Annotated in this window: 14 protein-coding genes and 1 pseudogene; 5 read left to right on the forward strand and 10 right to left on the reverse strand. The window is 58.5% G+C overall.

The window, feature by feature from the left end; genetic code table 11:
- The first annotated feature begins 25 nt into the window (after positions 1-25).
- The 4 genes from yqeK to IGS51_RS02275 all read left to right on the forward strand — a co-directional run bounded on the left by yqeK (position 26) and on the right by IGS51_RS02275 (position 3,303).
- Positions 26-661 (forward strand): bis(5'-nucleosyl)-tetraphosphatase (symmetrical) YqeK, encoded by a 636-nt coding sequence (gene yqeK, locus IGS51_RS02260; RefSeq protein WP_297075348.1) that lies wholly within the window; start codon positions 26-28, stop codon positions 659-661.
- A gap of 171 nt (positions 662-832) precedes the next feature.
- The gene (rsfS, locus tag IGS51_RS02265) at positions 833-1,297 is read left to right on the forward strand and encodes a ribosome silencing factor (RefSeq protein ID WP_297075351.1); all 465 of its coding nucleotides are present in this window, start codon (positions 833-835) and stop codon (positions 1,295-1,297) included.
- 349 nt (positions 1,298-1,646) lie between these two features.
- Positions 1,647-2,165, forward strand: coding sequence for a CGLD27 family protein (locus IGS51_RS02270; RefSeq protein WP_297075354.1), 519 nt, complete (start codon positions 1,647-1,649; stop codon positions 2,163-2,165).
- A 184-nt stretch (positions 2,166-2,349) separates the two neighbouring features.
- The gene (locus tag IGS51_RS02275; protein ID WP_172356377.1) at positions 2,350-3,303 is read left to right on the forward strand and encodes an asparaginase; all 954 of its coding nucleotides are present in this window, start codon (positions 2,350-2,352) and stop codon (positions 3,301-3,303) included.
- Between the two features lie 207 nt (positions 3,304-3,510).
- Here the strand turns inward: IGS51_RS02275 and IGS51_RS02280 are convergent, their stop codons facing one another.
- Positions 3,511-5,070 (reverse strand): NAD(P)H-quinone oxidoreductase subunit N, encoded by a 1,560-nt coding sequence (locus tag IGS51_RS02280; protein ID WP_297075356.1) that lies wholly within the window; start codon positions 5,068-5,070, stop codon positions 3,511-3,513.
- A gap of 520 nt (positions 5,071-5,590) precedes the next feature.
- Here IGS51_RS02280 and topA point away from each other — a divergent pair.
- A complete protein-coding gene (topA, locus tag IGS51_RS02285; RefSeq protein ID WP_297075359.1) occupies positions 5,591-8,473 on the forward strand; it encodes a type I DNA topoisomerase in 2,883 nt (960 codons plus the stop codon).
- Between the two features lie 86 nt (positions 8,474-8,559).
- Here topA and IGS51_RS02290 read toward each other — a convergent pair whose 3' ends face one another.
- The 9 genes and pseudogenes from IGS51_RS02290 to IGS51_RS02330 all read right to left on the reverse strand — a co-directional run.
- The gene (locus tag IGS51_RS02290; protein WP_297075360.1) at positions 8,560-10,245 is read right to left on the reverse strand and encodes a peptidase M15A; all 1,686 of its coding nucleotides are present in this window, start codon (positions 10,243-10,245) and stop codon (positions 8,560-8,562) included.
- A gap of 350 nt (positions 10,246-10,595) precedes the next feature.
- Entirely contained in the window at positions 10,596-12,377 is a 1,782-nt protein-coding gene (locus tag IGS51_RS02295) for an ABC transporter ATP-binding protein (protein ID WP_297075363.1), read from the reverse strand.
- Positions 12,378-12,489: 112 nt separating this feature from the next.
- A complete protein-coding gene (locus IGS51_RS02300; protein ID WP_297075365.1) occupies positions 12,490-13,020 on the reverse strand; it encodes a serine acetyltransferase in 531 nt (176 codons plus the stop codon).
- 478 nt (positions 13,021-13,498) lie between these two features.
- Positions 13,499-14,509, reverse strand: coding sequence for a glycosyltransferase family 2 protein (locus IGS51_RS02305; protein WP_297075367.1), 1,011 nt, complete (start codon positions 14,507-14,509; stop codon positions 13,499-13,501).
- A 139-nt stretch (positions 14,510-14,648) separates the two neighbouring features.
- Positions 14,649-15,722, reverse strand: a complete 1,074-nt coding sequence (locus IGS51_RS02310; RefSeq protein WP_297075370.1) for a hypothetical protein — start codon at positions 15,720-15,722, stop codon at positions 14,649-14,651.
- Between the two features lie 77 nt (positions 15,723-15,799).
- Positions 15,800-17,032, reverse strand: a complete 1,233-nt coding sequence (locus tag IGS51_RS02315; RefSeq protein WP_297075373.1) for a glycosyltransferase family 4 protein — start codon at positions 17,030-17,032, stop codon at positions 15,800-15,802.
- An 84-nt stretch (positions 17,033-17,116) separates the two neighbouring features.
- The gene (locus IGS51_RS02320) at positions 17,117-18,520 is read right to left on the reverse strand and encodes an O-antigen ligase domain-containing protein (RefSeq protein ID WP_297075376.1); all 1,404 of its coding nucleotides are present in this window, start codon (positions 18,518-18,520) and stop codon (positions 17,117-17,119) included.
- Positions 18,521-18,539: 19 nt separating this feature from the next.
- Positions 18,540-19,892, reverse strand: a complete 1,353-nt coding sequence (locus tag IGS51_RS02325; protein WP_297075378.1) for an oligosaccharide flippase family protein — start codon at positions 19,890-19,892, stop codon at positions 18,540-18,542.
- Between the two features lie 120 nt (positions 19,893-20,012).
- Positions 20,013-20,212: pseudogene (locus IGS51_RS02330) on the reverse strand (hypothetical protein); the annotation flags it as partial.

Consider the following 20,212-nt stretch of genomic DNA (forward strand, 5'->3'; position numbering starts at 1 on the left):
CATCCTCAAGCAGCATGAATCCGGCATGGTTGATTTAGACGACGACACGCTGCGGAGCCGCATCCTGAGCTGGCTAGAGGCACAGGTTCCAGCCTCGCGGGTGCAGCATGTGCTTGGGGTCGAGCAGATGGCGATCGCCCTGGCCCATGTTCATAATCTCGATCCACAACGGGCAGCCCTGGCAGCACTGCTGCATGATTTGGCGAAATACTTCAAACCCCAAACGCTGTTGAGCATTGCAGACGAGGTGGGGCTGCCGCTCGATCCGGTAGACGAAGCCAATCCCCACCTGCTCCATGCCGACGTGGGGGCGATCGTGGCGCAGCGAGAATTTGGCGTGACCGATGCCGACGTGTTGGCGGCGATCGCCAACCATACCCTCGGTCGTCCTGGCATGAGCGCCCTTAGCTGCGTTGTGTTTTTGGCAGACACGCTAGAACCGGGTCGCGGCAACACCGACGAACTGCGTCATCTGCGAACCGTGAGTCAACAAAATTTAACGCAAGCAGTTTGGATGACCTGCGACTATACCTTCAAACACCTGCTGGACGCTGGGCATTTAATTCATCCCCGCGCCCTGCAAACCCGAAACTGGTTTCTCCAGGCAGATTCGGGACGATGGCGCAGCCCCGCCGCTGAGGCATATCGCGCTGCAACTTGATCGGTTCCAAGATTTACCGCAACTTGATTTTTTGCCCGCTGCTTCGTTGTTCATCACACAATGCAAAACTTTGTTTTTTTGCTATCCTGCCTGCAATCTCGATTCAGCCAGTCTTGAATCCCCGGTTCTATCAAACCCTGTCCTATCAAACCTAGAGGTACTGAACATTTGATGACCCATGAATCTCCGCTAGAGGCCCTGCTTTCTACCCGGTTGGCTGCCGATGCATCCGCCCCTCACCTCACCCTCGAAACCGACTCCAGCAGCGATGACCTGGCGCTGGCGATCGCCCAGGCCGCCGACGACCGCAAAGGCGATGATATTGTGCTGCTGAAGGTGGCTGATGTGTCTTACCTGGCAGATTATTTTGTGCTGGTGACGGGCTTTTCGCATGTGCAGGTGAGGGCGATCGCCAACAGCATTGAGCAAACGGTGAAGGAAAAACTCCAGCGGGTGCCCGTGCGAATCGAGGGGCAAGCCGAAGGCAATTGGGTACTCATCGACTACGGCGATGTGATTGCCCACATCTTCCTCGAAAAAGACCGCGAGTTCTACAACCTGGAAGCATTTTGGGGACACGCCGAGCGGCTGTCTTTTGCGGCACTGCAAAGCGCAAGCCCCTCTGCAAAAGGCTAGGGGAGCGTTTGACGGCCTTGAGAAGGGGCATTTGACCCGCGTCTTTCAGTCCGGAGCGTTTAACTAGAATCTCGCTGGGTCGAGTGCCCTCTGTCCTAGGCGGCTGGAGTTAAACAAGGTAGCGAGGAGCCTGGAAATCACACAAGCTCTGTGCAGCGTGACTTTTGGCACCGCCTCCTGCCTTCTGTCTGCTCCTAGCTACACCAGATTCGTGGATTACAGTAGACTGCATTCAGGATTGTTTTCAGAATCCGATTTGGAACCAGACTCAGTGCGGATGACGCGAGAGGTCAGCGCACTTCGTTCACCGTTTCCCACCTCGCGCTAGGATGCAGCCCACCTGTTGCCCATGAAATCCTCTCTGCCCGTCTGCCCGGTTCCCTCCGAGCAGCAACCTATCAATGAGTTTCAGGACTTGCAGGAGTCCTGGTTTTTTCGCTGGGCGACGCTCGACCTCTGGCACTACATCAAGCCGATTCTGATTCTCTGGGGCTTGAGTTGGGGGGTGTCTGGGCCTGTGGCGGCGGTCAGCTTTCCGCCCGCGAAATATCCAGCGCTGTTTGCCCTGAGCGCGGCGGTAGGGGCTTGCGTGATTCCGCTGCTGGCGCTAGTGCGGCTGACGCTGGGCTGGTGGTATGTGCGCGATCGCCTTTCCAAGGAAACCGTGTTCTATGAAGAATCGGGCTGGTATGACGGACAGACCTGGACGAAGCCCGAAGAGGTGTTGCAGCGCGATCGCCTGATCGTGAGCTACCAAATTCAGCCTATTATGAAGCGGCTCTGGCGCACGTTTGCCATCTTTGGGCTATTGCTGGTTCTCAGTGGCATTATCTGGGGCATTCTCTCGCATCGTAGCTCGTTGACGTGACTCCCTCGCGAGAACCGTTGACTGGCATCGCCTCGATCCAAAACATCTGCCGTCCACCACACCTGCTGTCAAGCCATCTCATGACACATCATGGCGTTTCTATTGCGCTGGTGGACGCAGTGTGTCACAGTCCTAGAGGCGGAAGACGCTGGACTTTATTTACTGGAAATGGCTAAGGCCAGGAATGACTAGGGGAAAACGAGTACAGACCGCAGAGCTAGAAGTTCGGCTGCTGCGAGAGGGCATTATCGAGTCGCGGCACCTGGTGCAGGCGGCAGTTGCAGACAATCGTGGTCGCGTGCTGTCCGTCGCGGGCAGTGCGGAGACGGCTTCCTTTGTGCGATCGTCGCTCAAGCCGTTTCAGGCGATGGCCGTGACCAGCACGGGCACGCTGGAGCGCTTTGGGTTGAGCGATCGCGATCTGGCGATTATGTGCAGTTCCCATCGCGGCACAATTGAGCAGGTGCGTCAGGTGTTCAACATTCTCTGGCGCTGCGACGTTGACCCGTCAATGTTGCAATGCCCCATTCCCGATGGCAAGCGTAGCCCGCTAGAGCATAACTGCTCTGGTAAACATGCGGGCATGTTAGCAGTCTGCCGCCAGCTTGGCTATCCCACCTCCGACTATTTGCAGCGCAACCACCCGGTGCAGACGCTGATCCTGTCCAAGGTCTCAGAACTGCTGCGGATGCCCGCGGCGGAATTTATCTCCGCCCACGACGATTGCGGCGCACCCACCTACTTTATGCAACTGGGGCAGATGGCGACGCTGTTTGCCCAGCTTGCGTCGGGCAGCAGTCTGGATCTGGAACGCATTGTGCGAGCGATGACCCATCACCCCATTCTGGTGGCAGGCGAGGGCGAATTTGATACAGAAGTGATGCGCTTGTCGGAAGGGGCGCTGGTGAGCAAGTCGGGTGCAGAGGGGATTCAGTGCATTGGTCGCGTGGGCGAAGGCATGGGGCTGGCGATCAAGGTGATGGACGGAGCCAAGCGGGCCAAGTATGCCGTCGCGGTTCACCTGCTCAAGCAGATCGGCTGGGTGACCCCGGCGATCGCCGAAACGTTGACCGAACGCTACCTGACGCTGGGCAACTTTAAGCGGCTGGATGTGCAGGGCGACCTGACCGTCGTGTGATTTTCCTGGTGTGATTTTTGTATTTTGCAGATCTTGTGCGGCCTCGCACTGCGATCGCAAAACCGTAACCGAAAAACCATAACCGAAAAACCGTAATCACAAAAAGCAGGTGGCCCATCGCCAAGCGATCAGCCACCCACTTTTCACTCTTCGTTTTTCGTTCTTCGTTCTTCCTTCTTCCCCTTCCATCGGAGTGCGGCCGCAGCCCTACTCCACAGGATTTTGACGGGCGATCGCCATCAGGGCCCGTTCAACCCGTAGCGCGGGTTGCAGCATCGGCGTGCGGTCAACCGAGTCATTCGCCAGCGTAAACAGCGGATTGGACAGAATGCCCGCCAGCGAGGTGAAGATTAGCGCCGTGACGATGCCTACCTGGAGCGGGCGCATTCCTGGCAACGTCCAGCGGATTGGCGGATAGTTCTTTACCGACTCAGACATTTCATCCGGCTCCTTCACCACCATCATCTTCACCACGCGGATGTAGTAGTAGATGGAGATCACGCTCGTCACCAGGCCGACCAGCACCAGCGCATAGGCCCCAGCCTGCCAGCCTGCCCAGAATAGATAAATCTTGCCAAAGAAGCCTGCCAGCGGCGGAATGCCGCCCAGAGACAGCAGACAAATGCTCAGCGCCAGCGTCAGCAGCGGGTCTTTTTGGTACAGACCGCTGTACTCGGTAATTTCGTCTGTGCCCGTCCGCAGCGCAAACAGGATGATGCAGGAAAACGCGCCCAGGTTCATGAACAGGTACACCAGCAGGTAGAACACCATGCTGGAATAGCCGGCCTGAGTACCCACGATCAGCCCAATCATCACAAAGCCGGCTTGACCAATCGAGGAATAGGCCAGCAGTCGCTTCATGCTGGTCTGTGCCAGAGCTACCACGTTGCCAAGCACCATGCTGAGAATTGCCAGGGCGGTCAGCACAAACTGCCACTGATCGGAAACAGCAGGAAAGGCCGTTACCAGCAGGCGAATCGCCAAAGCGAAGCCCGCTGCCTTTGAACCCACTGACAAAAACGCGACTACGGGCGTTGGTGACCCCTCGTACACGTCTGGGGTCCATTGGTGAAAGGGAACAGCGGCAATCTTGAAGGCAATGCCCGCAATCACAAACACCAAGGCGATCACAATGCCAATGGAGTCTTCAAGCCCGGCGATCGCAACGTTGGTGGCGATCGCCCCCAATCGCGTTTCCCCACCCGACAGCCCGTACAGCAGCGACGAGCCGTAGAGAAAAATGGCGGAACTGGCCGCGCCAATCAGCAGATACTTCAGCGCCGCCTCGTTTGAGCGGGGGTCGCGCTTCATATAGCCCGTCAGCAGGTAAGACGAAATACTCAGCGTCTCCAGCGACACAAACACCATCACCAGTTCATCGGCCCCAGAGAGGAACATACCGCCCAGCGTCGCCGTGAGCAAAATGACGATGAACTCGGCCAGCGATGTGCCCGATTGTTCTACGTAGCGCACCGACATCAGGATCGTCAGCGCCGCCGACAGGGCAATGATGCCGCGAAATACGACGCTCAGGGTGTCTCCGCTAAAGCTCCCCAGAAACGAAATGGGTTCGGCGATATCCCACTGCGGCACCAGCGCCACAACGGCCGCTAACAGTCCGGCGATCGCCACGTAGGGAGTCCATCGAGCCGACGATCGCCCCACAATCAAGTCTCCGATCAGCACCACCATCAGCGTGGCAATCACAATCCCTTCCGGCAGAATGGTTCCGGCATTAAGCTGGCCAGCAAGCGTGGAAAAGTCCATAGGGGGTCTAGCGTAAACGGCGCAAAGTTGAAGATGTGATGGAACAAAATGACCTTATCAGAATCATGGGCAGTTCGACACAAGCGTTCAAACGAAACGTTCGACAAACCGTTAAAGCGTTCAAACGTGATTCTCGATCGGTTCTCTGTGGGCAAACTGCTACTTAATCCCCTGCATTCAGGTTCAGACTTGTTCCATTTCTTTCCATTTCTAATGGATCATACCGCGCAAATCTGTGCGCTACGTGCGGCTCGGCCGATAATCCCCGTTGTTTCTCCTAATAGCCCCCAAAAGATTTCCTTCTTGTAAAATCCTTACGATTTGAGATTCCCTACTTTTCAAGGCTATGGTCTATAAGTAGAGAACAGGCATCAGTCAAACGGACTGTCCCATAATCGCCCGTCTGTAATCGCCTGTCTGTAATCGCCTATCTGTCTCGTCCTCGCCCGGCCCCCGCCAGATCGAAGCGTTACCGATACGTTCTCCATCTGCGTCCTTTTTCTTAGCACGACTGAGATCCATGTCAACTCTCGTCATTGTCGAATCCCCCACCAAAGCAAAAACCATCCGCAACTACCTGCCGCCGGGCTATCGGGTCGAGGCATCGATGGGCCATGTGCGAGATTTGCCCCAGTCGGCGAGCGACATTCCCGCTTCGGTCAAGGGCGAAGAGTGGGCAAAACTGGGGGTCAACGTAGACGCAGATTTTGAGCCGCTCTACATCGTGCCGCAGGATAAAAAGAAAGTCGTCAAGGCGCTGAAAGAGGCTCTAAAACAGGCCGACGAGCTAATCCTGGCGACGGACGAAGACCGTGAGGGGGAAAGCATTAGCTGGCACCTGCTGCAACTGCTCCAGCCCAAGGTGCCCACGAAGCGCATGGTGTTCCACGAAATCACCGAGGAAGCCATCCGCGAGGCCCTGCAAAACTGCCGCGATGTGGATGAGCAACTGGTTCATGCCCAGGAAACCCGGCGCATTCTAGATCGGCTAGTGGGCTACACGCTGTCGCCCTTGCTGTGGAAAAAAATTGCCTGGGGTCTATCGGCAGGGCGAGTTCAGTCGGTTGCAGTACGCCTATTGGTCAACCGCGAACGGCAGCGCCGCGCTTTTCGCAAGGGGTCTTACTGGGATCTGAAGGCGACGCTGGAGAAAGACGGCAGCAGCTTTGAGTCGAAACTGGTGACCCTGGGTGGCCGCCGCATTGCCACGGGGGCAGATTTTGACGAATCGACGGGACAAATCATCGCCGGGCGCGATGTGCTGCTGCTGGGTGAGGCAGAGGCCCAGGCGTTGCACGATCGCCTCCAGTCGGCAACCTGGACTGTCACAGGACTAGAAGAGCGGTCTTCGACGCGCAAGCCCTCGCCGCCCTTCACCACCTCGACGCTGCAACAGGAGGCCAACCGCAAGCTGCGCCTGTCGGCCCGTGATACGATGCGCGTGGCCCAGAGCCTTTATGAACAGGGCTATATCACCTACATGCGAACCGACTCGGTGAACCTGTCGCAACAGGCGATCGCCGCCGCTCGAAGCTGCGTTCAGCAGATGTATGGCAGCGAATACCTCAGCCCCGAACCGCGCCGCTATTCTACTAAGAGCAAGGGCGCACAGGAAGCCCACGAAGCCATCCGTCCCGCAGGCAGCACCTTCCGCACGCCCCAGGAAACGGGCCTGAGCGGGCGCGAGTTTCAGCTTTATGACCTGATCTGGAAGCGCACGGTGGCCACCCAGATGGCAGAAGTCCGCCAGACGAATATCACCGTGCAAATCCAGGCAGAAGATGCGGGATTTCGCGCTACGGGCAAGCGCATTGACTTTCCCGGCTTTTTCCGGGCCTACGTGGAAGGGTCGGACGATCCCGATGCGGCAATCGAAAACCAGGAAGTGATCCTGCCTGTGCTGCGGGAGGGCGACCATCCCACTTGTCAGGAGCTAGAGGCGATCGCCCACGAAACCCAGCCGCCCGCCCGCTACACCGAAGCGTCCCTGGTGAAAACGCTGGAAAGCGAAGGCATCGGTCGCCCCAGCACCTACGCCAGCATCATCGGCACCATCATCGACCGGGGCTACGCCCAAATGGTGAACAACAGTCTCGTGCCCACTTTCACTGCCTTTGCCGTCACCAGCCTGCTCGAAAAGCACTTTCCTGACCTGGTAGACACCAGCTTTACCGCTCGCATGGAGCGCACGCTAGACGACATTTCCACGGGCGAAGCCGACTGGCTGCCCTATCTCCAGCAGTTTTACCTGGGCGAAACCGGGCTAGATGGGCAGGTGAAGCAGCGCGAGAGCCAAATCGACCCTGCCGAAGCCCGCAGCGTGGATCTGGAGGGGCTGGATGCCAAAGTCCGCATTGGCCGCTACGGAGCCTATATCGAAACCGAAACCGAGGAGGGGCCGGTTAAAGCTACCATTCCCCAAGACTTTACGCCGTCTGACCTGGATGCCGAGCGGGTCGAAGTGCTGCTGCGTCAAAAAACCGAAGGGCCGGACAAGCTTGGGTTTCATCCCGAAACGGGCGAACCAATTTACGTGCTGATCGGAGCCTACGGCCCCTATGTGCAGCTTGGCGACGTAACGGATGAAAACCCCAAGCCCAAGCGGGCCTCGCTGCCCAAAGGCGTGCAGCCCCAAGATGTAACGTTGGAGCAGGCGGTGAACCTGCTGGCGCTGCCGCGTTTACTGGGGATGCACCCGGAAACGGGCTGCAAGATTCAGGCGAATCTGGGTCGCTTTGGGCCCTACATCGTCCATGACCAGGGCAAAAACGGTAAAGACTACCGCTCGATCAAAGGCGACGACGACGTGCTGACGATTACCCTAGAGCGGGCGCTAGAACTGCTGGCAGAGCCGAAGGCAGGGCGCGGACGCGGACGGGCCGCGGCTCCGATCCGAGAATTAGGCCCCCACCCGGAAGACGGCGAACCCGTGAACCTCTACAACGGCCCCTACGGCGTTTACATCAAGCACGGCAAACTTAACGCCTCCCTGCCTGAAGGCGAAAAAGCCGAATCCATCAGCATGGAAGCGGCCCTGAAAGCGCTGGCAGAAAAAGCCGCCACCAAGAAAACCTCGCGCCGTTCCAGCAAAACTGGCGACGCAGGCACAAAGACTTCGGCCACCAAGACGGCGACCAAAACCACCAAAACAACCCGCGCAAAGGCTGGCACGGCTAAATCCAGCACAACTAAATCCAGCACGGCTAAATCCAGCACAACCAAGGCGTCCGCTGCAAAGAAGACAACCAAATCTGCTAAATCGACCGCTGAGGCCGAGGCTGAGGTAACGCCAACCGAACCAGCGCCCGCCAAGAAAACGGCAGCAACATCCACCTCTGCCAAGTCCACAACCCCAAAAGCGGCATCCACCACGCGCAGCACTAAGTCCACCAAAGCGTCCTGAGCGTCTTATTGACTTTGACTGGTGCTGTTGACTGGAACTGCCTGATGCTGGGCATTTAGAAACGCCTAATTTAGAAACGCTTGATTTTAGTGAACCCAGCGGACGCGGTGATCTGGCTCTGGGCTGGCGATCGCCCCACTGCTCTCTAGGTAGACCAGCGCTGGATATTGGGTAAACCGCCCTAGCCCACCTGTCCACCAGGGATCGAGCGTCCAGTAAATCTGCTGCGCGGTAAGACCGTCGCAGTAGAACAGCAAGGCACAGCCCAGCGTATGCTGATCTGGATTGGGGCCAGGCAAGGCCCTGGCTGCCTCTGGAGAACAGTGCCACGCGATGATGTGGGGCGATCGCCCTAGTCGCGTGGCCACCTGTTCCATCGCTGTCGCCAGACGCACGATCGCCCGCATCGCCGCCAGATTTTTCGGCAGGTACAGCCCGCCTTGGGTCGCCTCCGCCCAGGTCAGCCGTCCGCCAGGGGCGATCGCCCCGTGCAGTTGAATCGTGTCTAGCGTCCACTCGGTTTGCAGCACGGGCAGCAGGTCGGGTACGGGCGCAGGCATTGCGTCTGGAGAGCCGGGATGTGCCGATTGCAACTGCCGCAGGTCATCCACGAGCGATCGCACGGTGGCCTCGCCTGTTTCCAGCCCCCGCCAAGTCTGCACCAGATGTAGCAGGGCCACTCGCTGAGCATCGGTTTGGCGATAGGCGGCGGGAATCCGCTGGACAAATCGCAGAAGCTGTTGATCAAGCTGGCGAGCAGCATCCAGCAGCGCGGCGGGGCTGGCGCTCATCAAGGATTCTGGATCTACGCCCAGCGTCCGCACAGCCGTCGTGCGCGAATCCAGGCCTTGCCACAGGCGAAAGGTTTCCGTCAGGGCATTGCGCTGTTCTCCTTTGCCCAGGTAACGCGCCGGAAGCCGCTGCACAAAAGCCATCAGCGCCGGGTCTAGCGTGGTCAAATCTGGGGAAAGGGGATCTTTCTTTTCTAGAGAGGCGATCGCCGCTTCTCGGCTGGGCAACTGTCGCCAGCACTGCACTAGCCGCAGCAGCGCCTCCCGCTGATGGGGATAGCCTGCATAGTTGAGCGGCAGGCGGCGGCTCAGGTCTTGCAAGGCGATGTCCAAGCGGTCCGTAGCAGGCAGCGCGTCTGGCTCAAAGGTTGACCCACGGGGCAGGAGCGAGTGAATGGCGGCCGATTGGCTGTCCAACTTCCGCCAGAGCCGCACCGCCTCCAGCAGTCCGTCCCGTTCGTGGCTCAGCCCGCGATAGGTTGCAGGCACTTGTTCCAGGAAATTCAGCAGCGCCCCATCCACAAATGCCAGGTTAGACGGCAAACCCGCCGCCTGATGGTCTGCTTCCACCCTCTGGACATAGGCTCGCAGCAGCGCCCCGCCGTCGCAGGGTTCGAGTTGGGCGGCGTGGGTGTCGTTGGGCGGCGGCAAATAGCCCTCCGCTAAGGCTGTCAAAAAGCGATCGCCATAGCGCCCCCAATCCACGTCCCACAGGTCAGCACTTTGCCAGCCCTGAGCAATCAGGCGATCGGTGATACTGCGAACCGTGCTGGCGGCGACTTGCACCTGTCCAGGTAGCGTTTCCACCTCTGTCAGCGCCACCTGGTTGGCAGGCGAGATGCCGAGGCCGACTTCACCATCGCTGAGGGTAGGAGCCTGATGCACCGCGTGGAGGGCCGCCAACAGCGGCGCATGAACCCCAGCGCGATCGCCCGCCTGTTGAAAACATGCCCTGCGCTGTGCGGCGTTGAGTGGTTCCATCGTTCCCTGTCCTCCCAGTCTTGCCAGTCTTGCAATTCGGCTTCGCGATTATCTGTCGCGGCTCCAAACGACTATCTGCCCTCCCAATTTACCCGCTGATACCCATTTGGAGACAGATTGTGGATTTTGGATTGGGGATTTTGGATTGGGGATTGGGGATTTTGGATTGGGGATTGCCAGACTAGGCGTTGATGAGGCCTCCGGGCTTTGGCGCTTGGGAGAAGCCCTTGTAAGACTTGTAAGATAAGACTTGTAAGAATTGATCTGGGATTGATCTGGGTGTCAGGACAGGGGGTGGGGCAGAAGCATTGGACAAGAAAGCATTGGACAAGATAGTTGAGATGGGCAGTTTAGGCGGAGGCTGCGACGGATTTCTTCACCTGGGATTCCAAAATCACGCCGTAGAGCGGACTGGTTTTCAGCAGTTCCTCGTGGGTGCCCTGGGCCACCAGTCGCCCCTTGTCCATCACCAGAATGCGATCGGCAGTGCGGACAGTGCTAATGCGCTGGGCCACCACGAAGGAGGTGCAGGTGCGGCGGCGCATCAGGTCGTCGAGGGCGGCTTGAATCTCGGCGCTGGTCTTGGCATCCACGGCCGAGGTGCTGTCATCCAGGATTAGGATGTTGTAGTCGGTCAGCAGTGTGCGGGCGATCGCCAATCGCTGCTTTTGCCCGCCCGATAGCCCCACGCCGCGTTCTCCGACGAGGGTGTGATAGCCCTCCGGCAAGCTAATGATAAAGTCGTGAATTTGCGCTGTTTTTGCCACCGCGATCGCCTCTTCTAGGGTGGCGTGGGGCTTGGCGTAGGTGATGTTGGACAAGATCGTGCCAGAAAACAGCGTCGTTTCCTGAAACACGATGCCGATGCGCGATCGCAGGCTTTGCAGCGTGAAATCGCGCACATCCCGCCCATCAATCCGCACGGCTCCGTCTGTCACGTCGTAAAACCGGGGAATTAGGTTAACCACGGTGCTTTTGCCCGAACCTGTCATGCCCAGTATGGCGATTAGCTCGTTGGGCCGAGTCTCGAAAGACACATGGCGGAGGGCGGGCGTGCTGGAGCCGGGATAGCGGAACGACACATTCTCAAACGTGATGCGGCCGCCGCAGGTGACAAACGGAACCGCTTTGGGGCGATCGCGAATTTCGATTTCAGCATCCACCACTTCATACACGCGCTCTGCCGAAGCCGCTGCCTGGGCGATCGCCGGGGCCGCAAAGCCAATCAGCAAAATCGGCTGCAAAATCAGCAGCAGGTAGGAGTTAAACGCTACCAGTTCGCCTACCGAAAAGCGGCCGCCAATCACAGCCGCGCCGCCGTAGCCGATCACTGCCACCGTCACCAGGTTGCTCAGCAAAAAGATAAACGGAAACGTATTGCGAATTGACCGCACCGTTTTCAGGTTCGCCGCCACCAGGTCTTGATTCAGGTCGGAATAGCGCTCCGTTTCCACGTCCTCGCGCACAAACGCCTTGACCACGCGCACGCCGATCAGGTTCTCTTGCAGCACGGCGTTTAGATTGCTCAACTGTTCCTGCACCCGGCGAAATAGGCTGCTGTTTTGCCGCAAAAAACGCGCCATCAGCCAGCTACTCGCGGGCACCACCGTCAGCGTGATCAGCGCCAGTTCCCAGTTCATAATCAGCAGAATGATGGCGATCGCCACCAGCGTCACCACGCCGCTAATCACCTGAATCAGGCTGGTGCTGAGAAACGTCCGCACCTGCTCGATGTCGCTGGTCACTCGCGTCAGCAGTTGCGAAGTTTGGGATTGGTCGTGATAGCTGAAGCTGAGGTTTTGAATTTTCTGAAAAATGCGGTTTCGCAGATCGTAGGCAACCCCCTGCGACAGCGCCTCGGCACAGAAACTTTGCCCAAAGTTGAACACGCCCCGGGCGATCGCCGCCGCCACCAGCCCACCCGCCCCGTACAACACCACGCGCAGATTGCGCTGCGCCACCCCTTGGTCAATGGCCCATCGGAAGAGTTGCGGTGTTGCTGCGTAGGCCGCAATCAGCAGCAGCGCACTCAGCAGCCCGCCCAGCGTCAGCCAGGGATAGTGCCGCAAGCTGCCCAAGACGCGCTGGAGCGGCAGCAGTGAAGATTTTTCTTCCAGATCAGACGATGGCACGGCTCAGCGGCCCCCCGAAGCCCTAAAACAATTCCCTCAAGCCTATCAGACTAGGGGCGATCGCCGTTGCGCCAGCCTGTCCCTTGCTTGGCTGCCCAAGCCCTTGCCGCCGCTAGTCGATAATCTTGGCAGGAATGCCCACCGCCGTCTTGCCTGCGGGTACGTCCTTCAACACCACGGCGTTTGCGCCCACATTGGCATCGTCGCCCAGCGTCACCGCACCCAGAATCTTCGCCCCCGCGCCCACATTCACCCGCTTGCCGAGGCGGGGCGCTTCCGTGGGGCGATCGAGATAGCGGTTGCCCATCGTCACGCCCTGACGAATCACGCTGTCGTCGCCGATCACCGTCTGCCCATGAATCACGATCGCCCCTTGGTGTTCAATAATCACGCGCCGCCCAAGCTGCACCGTGTAAGGCAGTTCGATCCCGTAGACATTGCGAACATGGCGAAACATGGCCCGGTAGAGAATGCTGAAGGGGGCCCGCAGCAGCTTCGGCTCGATGCCCATGCGCCACACGCCAAAGCGATGCACCGCCACTGCGCGAAATCCCGGCTTCGTCCAGTCGCGGCCGTGGGCGATCCAGTCTTCTTTGATCTGCTGCCACAGCGACAGCGGCGCATCATCCGAATCAGCAGACATTATCGAGGAGATAGAGGGGTCGGGATGAGCAACCATAGATGAAATTTGGGGTTAGGGTATGCAGTGAGGGTTCTGTTTAGGAAGTCGGCTTAGGAAGTCGGCGTTTGATCCCCCTTAAATCCCCTTCATCAGGGGGACTGTGATCGGGCGGCTCGACTCCCTCCTTAACAAGCGACTATGTACACCATCTTTTTGCGTCAGGCTCTGAAAGATCCCCCTAAATCCCCCTTAATCAGGGGGACTTCTAAGCCAGTTCTCCTTGCTTCGGGTCACTCCAGGTTCGGTTCCCCCCTTGTTCAAGGGGGGTTAAGGGGGGATCGTTCAAGGGGGGTTAGGGGGGATCAACACATCGCTGCTCAAGCGTAGAAGACTTGTGTGTACACAGTAGCCCTTCAAAGAGGTTTTTTGGAGAACTAGATTTAACGCTATTTTTCAACGCTATCTGAAAAACCCAGCCAGACTTTCCGCCGAAGCCCTCTCAGGAACAGCGGGCAGGCTTAATATCTGCGCCTTTCAGAAACACGCTGTTAGCGATGAAATCAGACAGGAAATTGGGCGGATCGGCATCGGGCTTTTGCTGGAGGACGCGCCGCAGTCGCCACAGAGCAAAGGTGCTGGCCCACACGGCATCTGTCGCGGCAGCATAGAGCCAGCCGTGGTTTTTTACAAAATAGCGGCGGCGCGAGTCAAACCAATATTGCGGGCGACGTTTGGGCGCTTGCTTTTGGTTGGTGACACCAGAGCTTTGCCCCACCAGATGCACGACGCGGCTCTCTGGCACATACCAGCAGGGCCAGCCAGCGCGATGGGCTTGCAGGCAAAAGTCCATCTCTTCGTAATACATGAAGTATTCTTCATCCATCAGCCCCACGGCATCGAAGACCTCGCGGCGGATGATCATGCTGGCTCCAGCAACCCAATCGGTTTGAAACGTCTCGTCTGAGACAGGCGGCGCAACGGTCCAGCGGTTTAGCAGTTGGCTGACCACGCCCAGCCGCAGCCCGCTGTCGATTTCGCTCAGCAGGGTGTGGAACCGGAAGGCCGAGCGCTGGGGCGTGCCGTCTGGGTCTTCTAGCCGACTGCCCGCAATCCCCACGCTGGGATGCTCGTCCATGAACTGCACCAGCACTTGCAGCGCCCGCGGCCGAACGATGGTATCTGGGTTGAGCAGCAGCACGTAGTCTGGCGGGTGTTCCGATTGCAGCGCTGGCCGAATCGCCGCATTGTTGCCATAGGCAAAGCCACCGTTTTTGGGGAGGGGCATAAAGGTACACCAAGAGTCCCAGCCCTCAGCGGCGATCGCCCCTCCGATTTTTGCGACCGAGTCATCTGGCGAGAGGTTGTCGGTCACCACCACGCGGGTATTGGGCATGGCCTGAATTTCGGGGACGAGCGATCGCAGCGTGTCGATGGTCAGGTCGGGCGTTCGATAGTTCACAATCACCACCAGCAGGCGGGTCGCTGGGGTCAGGGGTAAAGATTGAGTCATAGGGGTTGATCAAAAACGCGCACAACTGGGTTGCTTCGGGCTAGCGATGGGTCGATCAATGCACCGGAACCCGTCCTTTTCGATCCACTGAGATTAAATCACACAGCGGCTAAAATCACGGTATCAATCCACTCATCCGTCAAATCACAGTACAGAGCTTTTGATATTCGGCGGCCTTTTGCTGGCGTAGCCGATTTAGCCCCTTGCTCAGCAGTTTCCACTGGGGCGGGGCGCTGTTGACCAGGGGCCCCTGCGCTGCCAGCCAGGTTCCTACATCGGGATGCGTGTCGTTCAGGCATTGCAGAAACGTGTCCCAAAATGGCATCCACATCGCATCGTGATAGTGCAAGATCTTGGCTTGCCGCAGCTTTTCGGGGTCATACCACTGGGCATGGGTCTTGGTGCCCATGCCGTAATTGTGTGAATGGGGGAGCGATCGCCAGCGCAGGCCCATCTTCACCATCGTCATGCCCAGGGTGTGCTGGGTGAAATACACGCCCGCCTTGGCGGAGGCAATGTGAGCATCCAGCAGTTTCAGCGTCGTATCCAAGTGGACTTTGGAAAAGCCCGTGGCGCGGCGATAGACAAACACGCCGCTGTTCCAGTACAGGCGGATTTTGATGCCCTCGCGCTCCGTCACCACCCACGGCAAATCAGATAGCTCCAACCCTGCCACCTTGCAAGCTTCGCGCCAGTAGGGTTCAAACGGGTCGTCTGGGCCCGATGTGCCGATGTTTTTGTCGGGGGCGCAGGCGGCAAAGTCTTCGTCGTCGGACAGGCGGAGCTGGTCGGGTTCGCCCAAAATCAGCAGGTCGCTATCCAACCAGCCCAGAAACTCCGTGGTGCAGCGTTCCTCAACCGCCGCCATCGCGTAGTGCTTGTTCAAAAAGCTTTTCCAGGCGTAGGGATTGGGGGCCCGAAAGCGCAGGTATTCCACACCCAGGCGGTCAAACGCCCGCAGCGTCTTGCCCGACAGCGGCGGCCCAAAGCGCGGCGTGACTGCCACCACGGGCGCATCAGCAAAGGCCCCGCCCCAGCGCCGCAGGCTCTCTACCATCCGCACGGTCTGGGTTTCCAGCCAGCCCGACTCGACGCAGCAGACAAAGGTGATATCTGGGGTGATGTCCGGGGTTCTATCCGGCAAAGACGTGTCCGGTAGCGTGTCCGGTAGCGTGTCCGGTAGCGTGTCCGGCAAATGGGCGACAGATGACATAGGGTTGCTCCGTAATGTGCTTTAGTGTGCTTTGGTTCTGAATTTGCGCTGTTCGGATTCGATTCCCAGGACTGCGGTCAGGTTTTGCGATATTCGGGTTGCAGCGCACTCGCACCATAGTTTTGCGATTTGCAAGTCAGCAGCAGCGTTTTCAATCGGGCAGCCCAGCCGCGCTTGGGGTCATAGAAACGGTCTTGCAGCTTGAGGCAGGCTTGCTGCTTTTGCCGATAGAAAGCGCGATCGCCCATCAGCGTCACCAGCGCCTCGGCGTAGGCTGCGATATCGTTTGGCGGCACTTCGACCACCGCCTCGCGCACCGCAGACAGGGCAGGGCAGGCAGCGGACGTGACCACCGGACGACCCGCCAGCACCCCTTCCACTACCACTTTGTTAAAGCCCTCCACAAAGTCGGTGCGGGTGGGCACGATGACGGCGTGAGATGCTTCGTAGCGCCGCCGCATAGCGGACTGGTCGCAGTGGCCGTGGCAGATAAAGGAATCCGCCAATCCTGCTGCGGCCGCTGCCTGTCTCAGGGCATCCAGCGCCGAGCCATCGCCGCACAGGTCGAATACGATATTGGGGCTGAGGCTGCGCGTTTGCTTGGCGATGTCCAGCAGGTCAAACACGCCCTTTTCTGGCTCGATGCGCCCCGCAAACAGCACGCGGAAGGGCGATCGCGCTTCGTCAGGCGGCTTCAGCAGGGCAAACTGTTCCCGCCGATAGACAGGGGTAAAGATGGAGATGGTGCGATGCTGACGATGGGTGAGCATGGCAACCTGCTCAGCGATATCATCAGAAATCGCCAAAATGGCGCGACAATCCCGCTGAAACAAGCGTTTTCCCCACCTGAGCGCGGTCTTTTCAAGTTTTCGCATGGGCAAGAACTTGCGCCACAGGACACAGTGCAGCGATGGGATTACCTGCACCCCCAGCCGGGGTAGCAGCGACAGCATAAACCAGTGGGTCGTGCCATCAGCCACAACCGCCACATCAGCGCGGAACCGCACAGCCGTAATCGCCAGCCGCAGCCCATACCAAATCTGCCCTGCGTGGTAGAGCAGCCCCGTTGCCTTCCGAAAGGGAATGGGTCGATGTTCTAAGATAAATGCGCCATCCTGAAGCGTTCGTTTATCTCGACATGAAGAAATCACGTAAGCATTCGCATTGAGTTCGCGGCAGACTTCAAAGAACTGCCCGGAGTACGTCACAGACACCTGCGATGGATCATCTTTTTGCTGGCTCCAGTGTTGATACGTACCGATCACGTTACCGGGCCCAGCCGCGTACAAAACGCGCAGAGATGATGGCATCATCTTTTGCATGAAAACAACCTCAGGAGCAGCAAAAAAGTGAGTCGCAGCACATCGTGAGTCTTTCAATTAGCGTTCCCAAATCTAGGGTGAAGCGAGCGGTATGCTGTGCCTTCGACGAGGGAGCGATCGCCCCGCGGGTTTGCGTTTGGGCACTCGTTTTCGCAGCGGCTCCGGTTTCAGCACCAGCCCCGCAATGCCGCCGCTAGAGAGGGTGAAAATGGGATTGGGCATGGCGTTTAGCACACAGTCCAGCGCAAACAGAATCGTGACGACCGCCACGCAGACCACAGGAGCCGCCAGCGGGTGGGCCCAAACTTTTGGCGGGTAGCGACTGACGCACAGCAGAAACGACGGGACAATCATGGTGCTGAACAGCGTGATCAGCCCAAACGCGCCCTGATTCCCAAAGGCAATGATCCACAGGCTGTCCGTCACAGAAATGTCTTTGCCGTAGTCATCGTAGACGCGGGCCCGCCCCCAGCCGCCCCAGCCAAACACAGGCCGCTGGCGGGCTTTCTCGCTCAGCAGTTCCTCGTTTTCCAGCCGGAAGATCAGCGATTGGGCGCGTTCTTCATTTAGGGTTTTGGTGACAAATTCTTCGATGCTGTCGCGGCGATCAGGAGTGATGTAGCCCGTTGCGCCCATGTAGAGATACGTGCCGATGAACACGACCAGGAGGATGAGCGGAATGTAGGTTTTCAGCTTGCTGCCCAGAAATAGGATGATCAGACCAAACACCAGCAGCAGGTAGGCTCCCGTCGATCGGCAGTTGAGAAAGCTGACCACCATGACGGGCACCAGCGTCTTCATCGGCTGATCCCAATACTTTTTCAGCACGCCGCTTTTCCAGAGCCAGATGCCCACCAGCGCCGCCGCCATCATCCAGGCGCCCACCGCCAGCCCGTGAGACATAAATACCGTAGGACGATAGCCGCCCATCCGCATGGTTTGAGAAAAGTCGGCGCGGGCGTGATAGCCGTAGACCATCCGGTGAAGTTGGGGGCTAAAGCGCGATTCGTAAAGGGTGAAGGGAATATAGGTCAAGCCACCCGCAAAGATGGCGATCGCCAAGTGCTTCATGCCCGCCAGATTACTCAGGTACAATCGCCCAAAAAAGTAGGGTAGCCCCCAACTCACGACCTGCTCCAGGCTGCTGGAAACGCCGTCGTAGGCCCCCAGCCCATTGGCCATGGACGAGACAAATGGACTGATGCAATACAGCGCCATCAGCCCGTCGATCCAGCCGGGTTTGAAGGTGCTAAATCGTCCTGAGTCGAACACAAACACTGCCAGCAAAATGCCATAGCAAGTCGCCGACATTTTGGTGTAGTCGGGAATGCTGGGCAGCACGATGGCCGCCTGCGGCAGGAATAGCCACGCGATTACAAAACTGATGATGACGGCCCGCGGGGGAGAATAGCGCGTGAACAGGTACAGCACGATGGGAATCCAGCCGTACATCACCAGGGCAACTGTTGGACTCATGGCGATCGCTCCTCAGGATTTACACCGATCCGCCAAAGGCAGGCAGCCCCCAACCCAGCGCCAGCCGCAGCCCCAGCACCGCCGCCAGCAGTCCCAAAAACACGGCCGTCGCCTGCACATCCTGCCGCCAGCAGCCCAGCCGCTCTTTTTCCAGTCCGTATAGCACCACGCCATACATCGGCAGGTCGCTAAAGGTGATGGCCAGCACGCCGCCCCATAGCCCCGCCGCCTCAAACCCATAGGGAATCCCAAGGGCGATCGCCCCAAACCGCAGCAGATTGCCCCAAGCGCCGTAAACCGACTTGCCCACGCTCAGCAGGCAGGGGTTCATGGTGCTATACAGCAGCGTGTGCCATAGCCCAAAGGACATCACGGGCACCATCCACGCGGCATCCCGATAGCGGTTGTCATACAGCGTCAGGATAAACAAATCGCCAAAGCCCACCACACCCGACAGCAGCAGCGCCGACCCCATCAGCAGCAGCCAGCGCTTTTTCAAAATCTTGGTCCGCAGTTCAGGCCGGGGCAGATCTGCCGTGCGCGACACCACGGGAAAAATCACCTTGGTTCCCAATGCACCAATGACTTGCCGGGGAATGTCCGACAGGGTAAAGGCAATGGTGTAAATCCCCAGCATGGTGATGGAGATGTATTTACCCAGAATCAGACGGTCGGCCTGGGTCGCCAGAAAGGTCAGCGCCGTAGAGATAAAGATCCAGCGGCCAAAACTAAAGAGATCTCGCAGGGAGTCTTTGTCCCAGCACAGTTGGTTGCGATAGCCCGGAATCAGCCAGAAGCTTCGAGCCGTTCGCAGGGCCGCCGCCACCAGGTTGCCGCCCACCAGCGCCCAGATCGTCGGGCTGAATCCGGCCCAGATAATCATGAAAATTAGGGAGGCCGCCTGCATGAGCGCGTCAAATTTGATGGTTTTGGCAAGGTCAACGTGGCGACGCAGCGTGGCAACGGCGGTAGACTCAAACCCATTGAGAATCGTGGTCAGCCCGACGACGGGAATTAGCCAGAGCAGGCGCGGCTCGTTGTAGAACTGGGCCGTGGGATAGGCGATCGCCAGACAAAACAGCCACAGCCCAAAGCCCCGCACAATTTGCAGTGTCCAGGCCGTGTTGTAAAACGCGGGTTCGTCGCCGCGCTTGTTTTGCACAATGCTGGGAATGATGCCCACGTCGGAGAACAGTTGCAGCCCGATGATGGGAATATTCACCAGCGCCATCAGTCCGAAATATTCCGGCAACAGCAGTCGGGTGAGGATCAGGTTGCCGCCAAAGCGCATAACCTGGCTGGCTCCGTAGCCTGCAATAGTCCAGATCACGCCGCTGAGGGCTAGTCGGTTGAGAGAGGCAGAAGAGGCCATGCGAATTCCATGAGAAGGGGCAGAGAGACGTTCGGTCGCGTTCCAAGCAGGCTAGATGCTGTTGAGCGAAGGCAGCAGATGGGGTTGGGGCAGACAGCCAGGAGCAACCGCAGGCAGTGCCTAGCCTTCGGGAATCGGTTGGGATAGGTCAGGTAGGGCGATCGCCTCAGACAATCGCGCTTCGGTTTCAATCTGCTGGAATAGGGCGGCCAGCTTACGAGCTTCGGTGGCGGCGTTGTGCTGCTGAACCACGCGCGATCGCCCATGATGTCCCATCGCGCTGAGCGTCTTTGTGTCTGCTTGCAGCACCTCCCGTAGCG

This window comes from Thermoleptolyngbya sp. M55_K2018_002 (assembly GCF_015295965.1).
GTDB classification, from domain to species: domain Bacteria; phylum Cyanobacteriota; class Cyanobacteriia; order Elainellales; family Elainellaceae; genus Thermoleptolyngbya; species Thermoleptolyngbya sichuanensis.